Origin of the sequence: Desulfococcus sp., from assembly GCF_041737845.1 — a bacterium.
Taxonomy (GTDB): Bacteria; Desulfobacterota; Desulfobacteria; order Desulfobacterales; family Desulfococcaceae; genus Desulfococcus.
Genome location: NZ_JBGSQX010000072.1, coordinates 1 through 13,290, shown reverse-complemented (window position 1 = coordinate 13,290; position 13,290 = coordinate 1). Strand labels below are relative to the sequence as shown.

The following is a 13,290-nucleotide window of genomic DNA, read 5'->3' as shown; positions in this document are numbered from 1 at the left end:
AGCGCAGGGAGAAGAGGAGAGACCATATGATGAAATCGCTGTTTGAGGGCGTGACCGGGCTCAACGCCAACGCCCTGGCCATGGGGGTCATCGGAGACAACATCGCCAACGTCAAGACGGTCGGCTACAAGGCGGGCACCGCTTCCTTCGCCGAACTCCTCAACCAGACCCTGGAAACCGGCGGATCGGGCAACGGCGTGGCACTCTGGGATCTCAGCAATTCCTGGAATCAGGGTGCCCCTGAAGAGACGGGCAATGTCATGGATCTGTCCATCGACGGCCAGGGGTTTTTCATGGTCGCGGATGATGCCGGCACCATCCGCTACACCCGGGCGGGGAACTTTCAGATGGATATGGCGGGGGATGTCGTCAATCCCGACGGCCTCAGGGTCCAGGGGAAGAAGATCCTCAATCCGGAAACGGGCCTTCTGGGGAATCTCGAATCCATAAATATTCCGTCCGAAAACGACCCGGCCCGGGCCACCGACAGCCTCTCCATGGTGATGAACCTCGATCCGGCCGCATCTGCCGACGACACCTTCAGCACCTCGGTGATGGTCTATGACTCCCTGGCAACCCCCACGGGTTTAGACTTCCTGTTCACCCCGGCCCTGGACGGCGGCGGAAACAGCCTCCCCGGCCGATGGAACTGGGCGGTCTCGGTCGACCCCTCGGTGACGGACAGCCCCGTCTCCTCCGGCGGCGTCCTGGCCTTCGACCCCGACGGCCGGCTCGATCCCTCGGCCTGCATCCCGGCCGGCGGCAACCCGACCATCGATCTCACCGGCCTGAAAAGCGGGGCCGACCCCCTCAGCGTAGAATGGCAATATCTGGAGGATGGGGCCTCCGACGGATCGATCACCGGATACGCCGGGACCTCGGAGGTGACCGGCCAGGCCCGGAACGGGTATCCCGAAGGGGTACTTCAGGGGGTGGGCGTGGATGAGACAGGTATTATTTCAACTATTTACAGCAATGGAAATGTTACCCCCATTTACCGGATCACCCTGGCGGATTTCAGGAACCCCTACGGGCTGATCGACAAGGGAAGCAATCTCTTCGGACAGTCCGCCGCATCGGGCCAGCCCAGGACAGGCGAGCCGGCCATAGGCCCCTTCGGCGGCATCACCTCCGGTGCCCTCGAGAAATCCAACGTGGATCTCAACTCGGAATTCGTCAACCTGATTACAACCCAACGCGCCTTCCAGGCCAACTCCAAGGTGATCACCACGAGCGACGCGCTTCTTCAGGAACTGATGAAGTTGAAGAGCTGATGCAGAACGCAATATTCGCATGTTAAGGATTGACAAGGTATTTAGAAGAAACGGAAAAACCAAACCAGTTTCCATGTTCACACGCTCAATATCTGCAATAGATGGAAAATTTTCCATATATCAATACGGATAAGCCGCCTTCGGCGGCTTATCCGCCGCCCCGTTAGGGTTCTCTCGTTACGACACGCACAAACTTTGTCCTCGTCGATTTTGAGAATGTCCAGCCGAAGGACATCGGTTTGCTCAAGGATGGTCCCCCCCTGTGCCAGGATAGTTGTCAGTGTGCCATGAAGGCAAAACCAAAGTAATCCGGTTAGCCATGCTATACCAGTGATGAGAGCAGGCCTCTCGGTGTCGTCTATCAGGAGGAGATACCAAACCACCTTGAGCTGCAAACGTAAAGAGCGTTTGTGGTGAGCGTCAAAGGAAAAGGCGGAAATAATTCCGCAAGGTGTGAACGAAGGAGACGAATACAAGTGAACCATCGAAGAAGTGTCGATAATTGCAACCGATGCCAAAACCGGGGTCTTGACATCATCCCGGGACAAATCAGACGGGCACCTGAGTTCTGGTCTGGTGGCATCCGGCATAGAGGTGGCGTGAACTTCGTTTCAGGCGCTGGTATGGAACTTGGGAAGTTGTCGTTCCGATGATAAGGGAGCCGTTCAAGCAGAGAACCTGCAAGAATCAGAGTACCGATGCGGAGCACAGCGGCGGAGTCATGCGTAGTAGTGTTGAGGACGCTGTAATGGCGGAAGAGCGAAGGCATGACCTTATTCGGCCAAAGGAGGGTGACAACTGTTGAAACAGGATGATCCCCGGCCCCAGGCCAAACCTTTTGAGATCCCCAAACGATTGATATGGAATGCCTGGAAAGACGTAGCCGCCAATAAAGGTGCACCAGGTGTGGATAATGAAAGCATCCAGGCATACCAGGAAAATCTGGGAGGTAATCTGTACAAATTGTGGAACCGTATGAGCTCAGGAAGCTACCATCCGGCCCCGGTAAAGCAGGTTCTGATACCGAAAGGAGATGACTTTCGTGCGCTGGGAATACCAACCGTTGCCGATCGAGTTGCCCAGGCGGCGGTAAAGATGGCACTTGAGCCCAGACTCGAGAAGATATTTTACCCGGAATCATATGGGTATCGCCCCGGGAAAGGTGCCAAGGACGCGGTTGCACAAGTGCGTCGAAGCTGCTGGAAGTATGATTGGGTGCTGGATATGGACATCAAGGCCTTTTTTGACTCCATTGACCATGACCTGATGATGCGGGCAGTGGAGAAGCACGCTCCAGAAAAGTGGATACGGTTGTACATACGGCGATGGTTGGAATGCCCGATTCAGTTGGAAAACGGTGAAATGGTGAGCCGTTCTTGTGGGACACCGCAAGGGGGCGTGATAAGCCCGCTGATAGCAAACCTTTATCTTCACTATGCTTTTGATCGCTGGATGAAGGTAAATTATCCCGGCATATTGTTTGCGAGATATGCTGATGATGTGATTTGTCACTGTCGGACCAGAAATGAGGGCGAAGCACTTCTGGAAAGCCTGAGGGATAGGCTGGCAAACTGCAAATTAGAATTGCATCCGGCCAAAACCCGACTGGTTTACTGCAAAGATAACAGGAGGAAGGGAGCGTATCCCTTTACTCGCTTCGATTTTTTAGGTTTCAGCTTTCATGGAAGGACAGTTCAAGATCGAAAAGGCAATCTATTCACAGGATTCAATCCTGCTGTCAGTAGGAAATCTCTCAAGCGCATGAACGAAGATATCCGAAATCTCAATATCAACCGCAGTACGCAGGCAACGCTGCCGGAGTTGGCTGAAAGAATCAACCCGATGGTAAGAGGCTGGATTGCCTACTACGGGGCATTTTATCCGGAGCCTTTGAAACGGTTTCTAATACAGATTGATTTGAGGTTAGGACGTTGGGCTAGAAATAAATATAAAAGACTGCGTGGCCATAAACGCCGTTCCTGGAAATGGCTAAAGAGATGCCGTAACTCCTTCTCCAAAATGTTTGTACACTGGGATTACCTGTTTGCAAAAGGTCATGGATAAGAAGAGCCGTATGAGGTGAGAGCTTCACGTACGGTTCTGTGAGAGCCTGAGGGGGCAGTTCCCTCGGGCCACTCGACCCTCCGATCGTAGCAGCGGCTCCTCGATCTGTCGAACCAGGACCGCGACAAGATCGGTGGCCTCGGCCGGGCGGCGGCATCCACCCTGCAGGTTCACCGGGCGCTCATGGAGCACCCCATCGCCACCTCGGGTTCTCTGGTGGAGAAGACCGGCATCACTCCGGCCACGGTCAACAAGGCGCTCGGCCATCTGGAGCAGCTCGGCATCGTCAAGGAACTGACCGCCCGGAAGCGCAACCGCCTGTTCAGCTACACGGGCTGCATCGATATCATGAGTCGCGGCACGGAACTGCCGGAAAGGTAGGTCAATTCGATTCGGTTTTCGGAATCGAACCATGTGTACGGAGAAATCGGACCAGGGGTTGCGGCGAGGCCCTTGGTATCCGCTTTCGCTGCTTAACAGAAAAAATCTAAGTTTCCTCAGAATCGATGTAACAATATCGTTGACACTGTAACAAATCATGCTACAATATAAAATATGATAAAAAGCTTTAAGCATAAGGGCCTTACTGAATTGTTTGAGAATGGCAGTTCTAAAAAGGTGCGGCAGGATTTACAATCACGGTCCCTGCGCCGCTTGGAGGCTTTAGATCAAGCAGAGTCGTTGACGGATTTAAATGTTCCGGGATTTAATTTCCACGGCCTTCAAGGAGTACCTAAACGCTACAGCATTCATGTCAATGGCCCTTGGAGAATCACCTTTGAGCGGGAAGAAGGTGATGCGCTTAGAGTCGATCTTGAACAATATCATTGAGGGTAAAACCATGGCAGAATATTTTGTCAAGCGCCCATTGAAACGACCACCGATTCACCCCGGTGAGATTTTGCGCGAAGATGTCCTGAAAAATCTTGGTCTGTCGGTTAGCGAAGCTGCCCGGCGGCTCGGTGTTTCTCGCCAGCAGTTGCACCGTGTTTTAGCCTGCACACATCCAATCACAACAGAAATGGCTCTTAGGATCGGTAAGTTTGCCGGCAATGGACCGGGGATATGGCTGCGAATGCAGCAGGCCTATGATCTATGGCATGCTGAGCATCGGATGGCAGATGAGCTATCCAAAATTGAATCACTCACGTCAGATTGCTGCAATACCTAATTGCGTCCACGGGACGGCGAGCAGCATGCCGCCCGTGACGCGGGAGTTAGGCTCCTGCAAAGAAGCTTCAAAATGGGGCCTCATATCCATTGTGCGTGGGAAACCCGCACGTTGGCACTTGTGAAGAGGGGGCCTCGGCCAACCGACGTTTTTGCCTTGTCTCCTCAGGTGCAAATCCTTCCTACCAATCCTTCTGCGCTCCCGTCCCGAACCCGCAGGCATCGCAGCGCCGGTGTCAACGCTTTGACGACCCCTTAAGCTCCCCTGACAGGATCCCCGCCGGTTACATGACAACTCAGGCCATTTCGATGACCGGGATCGCCCGCGTCTTCGGCCCCTGCAAGCATGCCGGCCGGATCGGGGGGCGTTTTTTCCGGGGATGGACGGCATTCCCGCCGTATGGCACATTCTTTGCTGATATCTGGGGCAACGATTGCATCTCCCCCCACGCGTGAGCGGTGGGAATCGGATCAAATGCCGGGTTTCGGGAGGGCGCTCCGTCCGGAAGACCGCGCAGGCTTGGGAAAGATATGGAAAAAACAGCGGAAAACACTGCCATGGTGAACGTGATGTTCGCCCTCTTCATGCTGATGTTCGTCATCACCGCCATGGACGTTAAAAAAATCCATCATCGTCGGCATGGGGCCACCGGGACGGCATCGCCCGGGGCAGTCGCAGCCGTTCCCGGGAAGGATGCCGGGCGGGAGCTCCCGGTGCGCCGCCCTGTGACGCCGCCTCCCGAAATGAAGCCGAAAGTCGATGTGAAAGCCGAGGCGGACGTGAAACCTGAAGCCGTCGTGAAAATCGAGGCAGGTGTGGAAGTTGAAGCCGAAATAAAAACGGATGCCGGGGCCGGTGTTGAAACCAGGCCGGCGTCGCGTCCGCCGTCAGGTTTCTGGGAATCGACCGCCGCCGCCCCGGAGACGGGCGACATGACGGACGTAGAACCGGCGGCCAGGGGGACGGGGATCGACATCCAGCCCCTGAGTGTCGACGAAGACGCCCCGACCCATCCCTGAACCGCTCATCCGCCGCCTGGAATCCAATGGGTGGAACGAAAATGAAAGAGAGAGGACATGAATAAAAAGCTGGTCATTATCATCGGCGTGGTGCTGGTTTTCCTGCTGGGTGCCGGCGGCGCTGGGTTTTACGTGATCTGGACCAAGATCTCGAACCTGGCGGCCCCCGCCCAGGCGACCGAGACCGCCGGAGCTCAGAAAACCGAGGCGGAGAAGGGGCCCCAGGTCGGGCCGGTTCTCGATCTCAGCACCTTTATCGTCAACCTGGCGGACGAGGATGCGCAGCGCTTTCTGAAAACATCGATCGCCGTCGAGATGGACAGCGACCTGGCGGTCACCGAGGCCACCAGCCGCCTTCCCCAAATCAAGGACTACATCGTCACCCTGCTGCCCACCAAGAAGAGCGCCGAGATTCTCAGCACCGAGGGGAAGCAGGTGCTGCGAAGCCAGCTCACGGAGGGGTTGAACCGATTCCTCTCCAAAGGAAAGATCACCTCGCTGTATTTCACGGATTTCGTTATCCAGTAGGGGAGCGCTTGCATGTCCGAAAAGATTCTTTCCCAGGAAGAGATAGAAGCCCTCTATTCAGCCATGTCCGACGGCCAGATCGACACGGATCCGGAGCGCGGCCGGAAAGCCGAGACAGAGGCCACCCCGTATGTGCTCTATTCGCAGCAGAGCAAAATGGAGGGGCACTTCGAGGTCCTCGAGGAGGTCTATGACAAGTATTCCCTCCTGGTTCGGGACACCCTGTCAACAAAACTGAAGAGCGCAAGCGATACGGATTTCATTTCGACGGAGATCGTCAAATTCAGGGAGTTCCTGAAGCGTTTTTCCCGGCCCACCTGCTTCAACGTGTTCAACATGGAGCCGTTTCACGGGTCGGCCCTCCTGGTCATCACGGCGCCGCTCTTCTTCTCCCTGATCGATTCCATGTTCGGCGGTACCGGGAAGCCCCTGGCCCGGGTGCGGGAGTTCACCCAGATCGAGAAACGGGTGATGCAGCGCCTGGTCCTCGATATCCTCAAAAACCTGGAGAAGGCCTGGGAGGTGGTCCAATCCGTCCGGACGGTATTCCGGAAGATGGAGTCGAACCCCGACTATATCCGGATGATCGCGCCCGATGATCTGGTGGTTGCCGCGGGGTTCATCGTCCGGAGAAACAGCTACGAGGGTCACATCTATGTCTGCATGCCCTACCTGATGATCGAACCCGTCAAGGAAAAGCTCACCTACGGCAGCCTGAGCGCCGCCGATTCGGGCAATTCGCCGGACCCGCGGATGAAGGCGGTCCTCAAGAGCACCTTCCTCAACGTCTCCGCCGAACTGGGTCGGGCCACCTGCACGGTGAGAAACCTCCTGCGGCTCAAGGTCGGCGACACCATCAAGCTGAATACCGGCCCCAACGTCCCCATTCCGGTCAAGATCGAAAATTCAATTAAATACAAGGGATATCCAGGGGTTTACTATGGGAACCAGGCCGTTCGCATCGCGGAAATCCACAGTGAAAAGATGGAGGATGTATAAAGATCATGGCAAATCCAACCCAGGAGAACAAGACCGCTCAGGCGGGCAGAAACACCACCCGCTCCGCAGATGATGACCCGTTCGAGATGCTGGATCAGGACGACCTTTCGGGCATCGGGGCCCCCCGGGATCTCGACTTCATCCTGGACATCCCCCTGCAGATCAGCGTGGAGCTGGGCCGGACCCGCCTCCTGGTCAGCGACCTCCTCAAACTCGGACAGGGGTCGGTGATCGAGCTGTCGAACCTGGCCGGCGACGCCTTGGCGATTCTGGCCAATGAAAAGCTGATCGCCAAGGGCGAGGTGGTGGTGGTGAACGAGAAATACGGCATCCGGATCACCGAGATCGTGAGCCCCAAAGAGCGCATCGAGAGGCTCAAATGACCCCTCCGCCCGATATGACGATGGCGGGCGTCAAGATGGTGGTCGTCCTGGTGGTCCTCCTGGGGGGGCTTCTGCTGGCCCTGTACGCGGTGCGGCGCCTGTCCGGCGCGGGGCAGTACCAAGGACGGCCGATCCGGGTTCTGGCCACCACCTATCTGGGTCCGAGAAAGGTGATCTCCCTCGTGGAGGTTCCCGGAAAAATCCTCGTCCTGGGCGTCACCAAAAACGACATCCGGGTCCTGGACAGAATCGACGACGCGGGGGTCATGGCTCAATTCAGCGCGCCCGATGGCGAGCGCCCCCCGCTTCCTTTTGCGGCGCACCTGAAGCGCCTGGTCTCCGGGCATGAAAAACAGCGCTGACGGGATGACCCCGACACGGATTCCGCAACAGGCCGCGGTGCGGATGGCCGTCTGCCTCCTGCTGGCCGCCATCCTTCTTGCGGCCCCGGCAGCGGCCCAGACGCCGTCGATCCCCTTTCCCCAGGTCAGCATCGGCCTGGACAAGGCCGACGATCCCGAGCGGGTGGCCGTCGTGCTGGAAATCTTCCTGCTCCTGACGGTGCTCTCCATCGCGCCGGCCATCCTGATCATGGTAACCTCCTTCACGCGGGTGGTCGTGGTGCTTTCGGTCCTCCGGCAGGCCATGGGGACCCAGCAGATGCCCCCCAACCAGGTGGTGATCGGCCTGGCCATCTTCATGACGGTCTTCATCATGCAGCCGGTGGCGACGGAGATCAACATCCAGGCTTTCCAGCCTTACCTGGAGCGCCGGATGCCCCTGTCCGAGGCCATAGAGACCGCCGCCCGGCCGCTTCGCACGTTCATGAGCCGGCAGACCCGGGAAAAGGACATCGCCCTGTTCGTCGAGATCTCGAAAACGGAGCGGCCGAAAAACATCGAGGAGGTGTCCACCTTCATTCTGATCCCGGCCTTCATCATCAGCGAGTTGAAGACGGCCTTTCAGATATCGTTTCTGCTGTATATCCCTTTTTTGATCATCGACATGATCGTGGCAAGCATCCTGCTCTCCATGGGCATGATGATGCTGCCGCCGGTCATGATCTCCCTGCCTTTCAAGATCATCCTCTTTGTGCTGGCCGACGGATGGAACCTCATCGTCGGGTCCCTGGTGAAGAGCTTCGGGTGAAGGCGGGAAAACCCCCGGATACGGCCGTCGCCCGGCGCGTGTCCTGAAAACGGAGCCCCATCGAGGAGCCAGCCATGACCCCTGAGTTCGTCACCGGATTTTTTTTCGACGCCCTGAAGACGGCCATCCTTCTCTCCGCCCCCATGCTGGCCGCGAGCCTCATCACGGGTGTTGCGATCAGCATGTTTCAGGCCGCGACCCAGATCAACGAGATGACCCTGGTCTTCATCCCGAAGATGATCGCCATCGTCGTCACCCTGCTCCTGTTTTTTCCGTGGATGCTCCAGTTGCTCGTCGGCTTCACGCGGAATCTCCTGATCCATATTCCCAACTACGTCCGATAGTGGCCCTCCGCCCCGCGGTCACCTGAAATGGCATCTTTTCACATCCTTCCGGAGCAGCTCCAGATGCTTTTTCTGATCTTCCTTCGCATCGGGGCCATGATCTGGCTCCTGCCGGTTTTCGACGGCAGGAGCGTCCCGGTCCTGTTCAAGGCCGGGCTCTCCCTTGGCATGAGCCTCCTCCTGCTGCCGCTTCTCGATCCGGTTCTTCCGCCTGCTGCGGGGATGTCCGTCGCCTTTGGGCTGGGGGCCGCGGGCGAGGTCCTCCTGGGGGCGGTCATCGGCTTTGCCGTCAGGCTTATCTTTGCCGGCGTTCAGCTCGCGGGACAGCTCGCAGGGTTCCAGATGGGCATCGGCATCGCCAATGTCTTCGATCCGGTCACGAGCAGCCAGGTCTCCGTGATCGGCCAGTTCAACAACCTCCTGGCCATGGTCATCTTCATGGTGACCAACGCCCACCACCTGTTTTTGCGGGCCGTGGCCGAGAGCTTCCGGCTTATCCCGCCCCTGGGCGCGCACTACAGCGGGGCTGCCGCATGGACGGTCGTCGACCTGTCGGGGAGCATGTTCGTCATCGCCGTTCAGGTCGGGGCCCCCGTCGTCGTGGTGCTGATGCTGACCAGCATCGCCCTGGGCATCATGGCCCGGACCGTTCCCCAGATGAACGTCTTCTTCGTGGCGGCGCCGGCCAACGTGGTCGTGGGCCTGATCTTCATCGGCCTGTCGCTTCCCTTTTTCTGGACGTATCTCGCCCGGTTCTTCCGGGATTTCGCGGGGGTGGTCCACACCCTGCTGAAAACCCTCTGACCCCGTGTAAAGGATTGCCCCATGTCGGCCCAAAACGAACAGGAAAGAACCGAAAAACCCACCCTGAAGCGGCGCACCGAGGCGCGGCGCAAGGGAAACGTCGCCCACAGCGCCGAGATCTCATCGGCGGTCGTGCTGCTGTTCTCCCTGCTGGTCTTCTATTTCGCCGGACCCTGGATGTGCCGGCATCTGACGGCATTCATGCGCGAGATGCTCCAGGGCATGGGGGCGTTCCGGATGGACGATGCATCGTCCGCGCGGCTGATGGGGGAGGTCCTCCGGCATACGGCATGGGTCCTGCTGCCGCTGATGCTGGCGGCATGGGCCGGGGGCATCGCCGCCAACGTAGCACAGGTGGGGTTTTTGATCTCCGGGGAAGCTCTTTCGCCCAAATTCTCGAAGCTCAATCCCCTTGAGGGAATCAAACGGTTCGTTTCGCTCCGGTCCCTCGTCGAGTTGGTCAAATCCCTCGTCAAAATTCTGACAGTCGGCGCCATCGCCTATATCCAGATACGGCGTGAGGCCCAAAGTTTCCCCCGGCTGATCGATGCCGGCGTGGGGGACATCCTGGTCATCATGGGCCGGGGTGGCTTGTGGATCGGCCTCTATGCCTGCATGGGGCTGATGTTTCTCGCGGGGCTGGACTATCTCTTCCAGCGGTGGCGCCATGAGCGGGACCTCAGGATGACCCGCCAGGAGGTCAGGGATGAAACCCGCCAGATGGAGGGGGACCAGCAGATCAAGGCGCGCATCCGAAGGACCCAGATGGAGATGTCCCGGAGGCGGATGATGCAGACGATCCCCGACGCCTCCGTGATCGTGGCCAACCCCGAGCACCTGGCCATCGCCATTCGGTACGACCCGAAGAAGATGGCTGCGCCCGTCGTCACGGCCAAGGGCGCCGATATCATCGCCCGGCGGATCAAGGAGATCGCCCGGGAACACGCCGTGCCCATCGTCGAAAACAAGCCCCTGGCAAGGACCCTCTACAAGAGCGTCGATATCGGCAAGGCGATCCCATCCGATCTCTACCGGGCCGTGGCCGAAGTCCTCGCCTACGTCTACCGCCTGAAGAGGGGGTAGATGCTGGCATGGTTGTTGCTATAACTTTTTGTATGAGTTTTGTTCAGAACCTCCTTTTGCGGAATGGCGAATATGACTGCGAGTAATCCGGCCGCCGATTCGGGCGGCGTTCATCTGATTTCGAAGAACAGCGAAGCCGTCATGTCGCTTCTGGTGGTGAGCATCCTGGTACTCATGATTCTCCCGCTGCCGACGCCGCTTCTGGATCTGCTCATCACCTTCAACATCACCTTCGCGCTGATCGTTCTCCTGGTGGTGATCTACATCCTGAAACCCCTCGACCTGCCGGTATTCCCGTCGATGCTGCTGGTCATGACCCTGTTCCGCCTCTCCCTCAACATCGCCTCGACGCGGATCATCCTCCTCAACGGCAGCGACGGCCCCCAGGCCGCCGGAAAGGTGATCAACGCCTTCGGCAATTTCGTGGTGGGCGGGAACTACGTCGTCGGCGCCATCATCTTCGTGATCCTCGTGCTGATCAACTTCATGGTGATCACCAAGGGCGCGGGAAGAATCGCCGAGGTGGCGGCCCGGTTCACCCTGGACGCCATGCCGGGCAAGCAGATGAGCATCGACGCCGACTTGAACGCGGGGTTCATCGATGAAGAGACCGCCAAACGGCGCAGGCTCGATATCACCCGGGAAGCCGAGTATTACGGGGCCATGGACGGCGCGAACAAGTTCGTCAAGGGCGACGCCATCGCGGGCATCATCATCACGATCATCAATATCCTGGGCGGCCTGATCATCGGCGTTTTCCAGCACGGCATGAGTTTCCCCGACGCCGCAAGGACCTATACCCTGCTTGCCGTGGGGGACGGGCTGGTCTCCCAGATCCCCGCGCTGATCGTGGCCACCGCGGCGGGCATCATCGTCACCCGCGCGGGCGCCGAGGCCAGCATGGGGGAGGAGATCACCGTCCAGATCTTCAGGCATCCAAGGGCCATCGCCACCGCGGCCGTCATCCTCCTCTGCTTCGGCCTCATCCCCGGAATGCCCTGGCTTCCCTTCATGATCCTGGCCGGACTATCCGGCACCATGGCTTATTTCCTGCTCAAGTCTGAAAAGGCACGGTCCCGGGCGGAGAAGGCCGCGGCGGATCGCGGCGGAGAACCCGTCGCGCCGGACAGGGCCTCGCGGCTGCTGCCCGTGGATGCCCTGGGCCTCGAGGTCGGGTATGAATTGATCCCTTTTGTGGATGCCGAGCAGGACGGGCAGCTCCTGACCCGGATCCATGCGATCCGGGACCAGATCGCCCGGGAAGTGGGCGTCATGATCCCGCCCATTCATATCCAGGACAACGTGCAGTTGAAGCCGGGGGAGTACTGCATCCTGCTCAAGGGAAACGAAGTCGCCCGGGCCGAACTGATGCCGGGGCATTTCCTGGCGATGCACATGGGGAAGTCGGCCGAGGGCCTCCGGGGCGTCCGCGGGGTTGAACCGACCTACGGCCTGCCCGCATACTGGATCAAGGAAGAGGTTCGTGAGGACGCGCTGTCCAAGGGATACACCGTGGTCGACCTGCCCACGGTGCTGGTGACCCATCTGTCGGAGATCATCCGCCGGCATGCGGACGAACTCATGGGGCGGCAGGAGGTCCAGAAGATGCTGGACCAACTGAAGGAGACCCACCCGACCGTGGTTTCGGAGCTGATTCCCGGCCTGCTCTCCCTGGGCGCGGTCGGCAAGGTGCTTCAGAACCTCCTGCGGGAGCAGATCCCCATCCGGGACCTGTGCACCATCCTCGAAACGCTTGCGGATTGGGCAACCCTGACGAAGGATGTCGATATTTTGACGGAGTACGTCCGCCAGGCCCTGGCCAGGACCATCACCCGGCTGTACCAGTCCCCGGACGGAAACATCTCCCTGGTCACCCTGGGGCACGATGTCGAAAAGCTCATCACCGACGCCATCCAGAAGACGGACCAGGGGAGCTTCATCGCCCTGGAACCGAATGTCGCCCAGAAGATCATCACGAAAATCTCCCGGCAGATGCAGATCTTCTCCGGGCTGAGCCAGACGCCGGTCGTGCTCTGCTCGGCCCCGGTCCGGCCCCATCTCAAGAAGCTGCTGGACCGTTTTGTGCCCAACGTGGCGGTCCTCTCGTATAGTGAACTGGTCAACACCTTCAAGATTCAGTCTCTGGCAACTGTGGAGCTCTCCGATGCAAATTAAACGATTCAGATCATCCGACATGAATTCGGCACTCAAGATGATCAAACAGGAATTCGGGCCTGAAGCGGTGATTCTCTCCGTTCGTGATCTGGAAAAGGGCAAGGGGCTTTTCGGCATCATGGGCAGGGGCGGCCTGGAGGTGACGGCCGCCATCGACGCGCCCTTTACCGATGCCCCCCCGCGGCAGGAACAGGATGGCAGGCAGCCCTTTTCCCTGGAGCGTCCGCCGGTTTCCGTCACCCTCTCGGCCCCCCGGAAACGGCGGGCCGCGGCGCCTGCGCCCAAACCCGGCCCCGC

The 13,290-nt window shown here is 58.8% G+C and carries 16 protein-coding genes; all 16 read left to right on the top strand.

Features of this window, described 5'->3' with window-relative positions; genetic code table 11:
- The first annotated feature begins 26 nt into the window (after positions 1 to 26).
- On the top strand, positions 27 to 1,274 hold the full coding sequence (locus ACEW8N_RS07615) for a flagellar hook protein FlgE (RefSeq protein ID WP_373499203.1): 1,248 nt from the start codon (positions 27 to 29) through the stop codon (positions 1,272 to 1,274).
- Positions 1,275 to 2,075: 801 nt separating this feature from the next.
- Positions 2,076 to 3,338 (top strand): group II intron reverse transcriptase/maturase, encoded by a 1,263-nt coding sequence (ltrA, locus tag ACEW8N_RS07610; protein ID WP_373499202.1) that lies wholly within the window; start codon positions 2,076 to 2,078, stop codon positions 3,336 to 3,338.
- 105 nt (positions 3,339 to 3,443) lie between these two features.
- Positions 3,444 to 3,719: a winged helix-turn-helix transcriptional regulator gene (locus tag ACEW8N_RS07605; RefSeq protein ID WP_373499240.1), complete on the top strand. Its 276-nt coding sequence runs from the start codon at positions 3,444 to 3,446 to the stop codon at positions 3,717 to 3,719.
- Between the two features lie 174 nt (positions 3,720 to 3,893).
- A complete protein-coding gene (locus tag ACEW8N_RS07600; protein WP_373499201.1) occupies positions 3,894 to 4,169 on the top strand; it encodes a type II toxin-antitoxin system RelE/ParE family toxin in 276 nt (91 codons plus the stop codon).
- On the top strand, positions 4,153 to 4,509 hold the full coding sequence (locus ACEW8N_RS07595) for a HigA family addiction module antitoxin (RefSeq protein ID WP_373499200.1): 357 nt from the start codon (positions 4,153 to 4,155) through the stop codon (positions 4,507 to 4,509). Before ACEW8N_RS07600 ends, ACEW8N_RS07595 begins: the two co-directional genes overlap by 17 nt.
- A 530-nt stretch (positions 4,510 to 5,039) precedes the next feature.
- Positions 5,040 to 5,528, top strand: a complete 489-nt coding sequence (locus ACEW8N_RS07590; protein WP_373499199.1) for a hypothetical protein — start codon at positions 5,040 to 5,042, stop codon at positions 5,526 to 5,528.
- A 57-nt stretch (positions 5,529 to 5,585) separates the two neighbouring features.
- On the top strand, positions 5,586 to 6,056 hold the full coding sequence (fliL, locus tag ACEW8N_RS07585; RefSeq protein ID WP_373499198.1) for a flagellar basal body-associated protein FliL: 471 nt from the start codon (positions 5,586 to 5,588) through the stop codon (positions 6,054 to 6,056).
- Between the two features lie 12 nt (positions 6,057 to 6,068).
- Positions 6,069 to 7,055 carry a flagellar motor switch protein FliM gene (gene fliM / locus ACEW8N_RS07580; protein ID WP_373499197.1) on the top strand — a complete coding sequence of 329 codons (987 nt, stop codon included), beginning with the start codon at positions 6,069 to 6,071 and terminating at the stop codon, positions 7,053 to 7,055.
- Positions 7,056 to 7,060: 5 nt separating this feature from the next.
- Complete coding sequence (gene fliN, locus ACEW8N_RS07575) at positions 7,061 to 7,438, top strand: flagellar motor switch protein FliN (RefSeq protein ID WP_373499196.1); 378 nt, start codon at positions 7,061 to 7,063, stop codon at positions 7,436 to 7,438.
- Complete coding sequence (fliO, locus tag ACEW8N_RS07570) at positions 7,435 to 7,800, top strand: flagellar biosynthetic protein FliO (protein ID WP_373499195.1); 366 nt, start codon at positions 7,435 to 7,437, stop codon at positions 7,798 to 7,800. Before fliN ends, fliO begins: the two co-directional genes overlap by 4 nt.
- A complete protein-coding gene (gene fliP / locus ACEW8N_RS07565; RefSeq protein ID WP_373499194.1) occupies positions 7,784 to 8,587 on the top strand; it encodes a flagellar type III secretion system pore protein FliP in 804 nt (267 codons plus the stop codon). Before fliO ends, fliP begins: the two co-directional genes overlap by 17 nt.
- A 74-nt stretch (positions 8,588 to 8,661) precedes the next feature.
- Positions 8,662 to 8,931, top strand: coding sequence for a flagellar biosynthesis protein FliQ (gene fliQ / locus ACEW8N_RS07560; protein WP_373499193.1), 270 nt, complete (start codon positions 8,662 to 8,664; stop codon positions 8,929 to 8,931).
- A 27-nt stretch (positions 8,932 to 8,958) separates the two neighbouring features.
- Positions 8,959 to 9,735: a flagellar biosynthetic protein FliR gene (fliR, locus tag ACEW8N_RS07555; RefSeq protein ID WP_373499192.1), complete on the top strand. Its 777-nt coding sequence runs from the start codon at positions 8,959 to 8,961 to the stop codon at positions 9,733 to 9,735.
- A 21-nt stretch (positions 9,736 to 9,756) separates the two neighbouring features.
- Complete coding sequence (flhB, locus tag ACEW8N_RS07550; RefSeq protein ID WP_373499191.1) at positions 9,757 to 10,818, top strand: flagellar biosynthesis protein FlhB; 1,062 nt, start codon at positions 9,757 to 9,759, stop codon at positions 10,816 to 10,818.
- Between the two features lie 72 nt (positions 10,819 to 10,890).
- Entirely contained in the window at positions 10,891 to 12,993 is a 2,103-nt protein-coding gene (flhA, locus tag ACEW8N_RS07545) for a flagellar biosynthesis protein FlhA (protein ID WP_373499190.1), read from the top strand.
- Positions 12,983 to 13,290: hypothetical protein (locus tag ACEW8N_RS07540; RefSeq protein WP_373499189.1), on the top strand; the 308-nt coding region annotated here is incomplete at its 3' end. The genes flhA and ACEW8N_RS07540, both read left to right, overlap by 11 nt.

Coding starts and splice junctions, on each gene's coding strand:
- fliM (WP_373499197.1), top strand. CDS start 6,069: ATGTCCGAAAAGATTCTTTCCCAGGAAGAGATAGAAGCCCTCTATTCA.
- fliN (WP_373499196.1), top strand. CDS start 7,061: ATGGCAAATCCAACCCAGGAGAACAAGACCGCTCAGGCGGGCAGAAAC.
- fliP (WP_373499194.1), top strand. CDS start 7,784: ATGAAAAACAGCGCTGACGGGATGACCCCGACACGGATTCCGCAACAG.
- flhB (WP_373499191.1), top strand. CDS start 9,757: ATGTCGGCCCAAAACGAACAGGAAAGAACCGAAAAACCCACCCTGAAG.
- ACEW8N_RS07590 (WP_373499199.1), top strand. CDS start 5,040: ATGGAAAAAACAGCGGAAAACACTGCCATGGTGAACGTGATGTTCGCC.
- fliO (WP_373499195.1), top strand. CDS start 7,435: ATGACCCCTCCGCCCGATATGACGATGGCGGGCGTCAAGATGGTGGTC.
- fliL (WP_373499198.1), top strand. CDS start 5,586: ATGAATAAAAAGCTGGTCATTATCATCGGCGTGGTGCTGGTTTTCCTG.
- ACEW8N_RS07600 (WP_373499201.1), top strand. CDS start 3,894: ATGATAAAAAGCTTTAAGCATAAGGGCCTTACTGAATTGTTTGAGAAT.
- flhA (WP_373499190.1), top strand. CDS start 10,891: ATGACTGCGAGTAATCCGGCCGCCGATTCGGGCGGCGTTCATCTGATT.
- fliR (WP_373499192.1), top strand. CDS start 8,959: ATGGCATCTTTTCACATCCTTCCGGAGCAGCTCCAGATGCTTTTTCTG.
- ACEW8N_RS07615 (WP_373499203.1), top strand. CDS start 27: ATGATGAAATCGCTGTTTGAGGGCGTGACCGGGCTCAACGCCAACGCC.
- fliQ (WP_373499193.1), top strand. CDS start 8,662: ATGACCCCTGAGTTCGTCACCGGATTTTTTTTCGACGCCCTGAAGACG.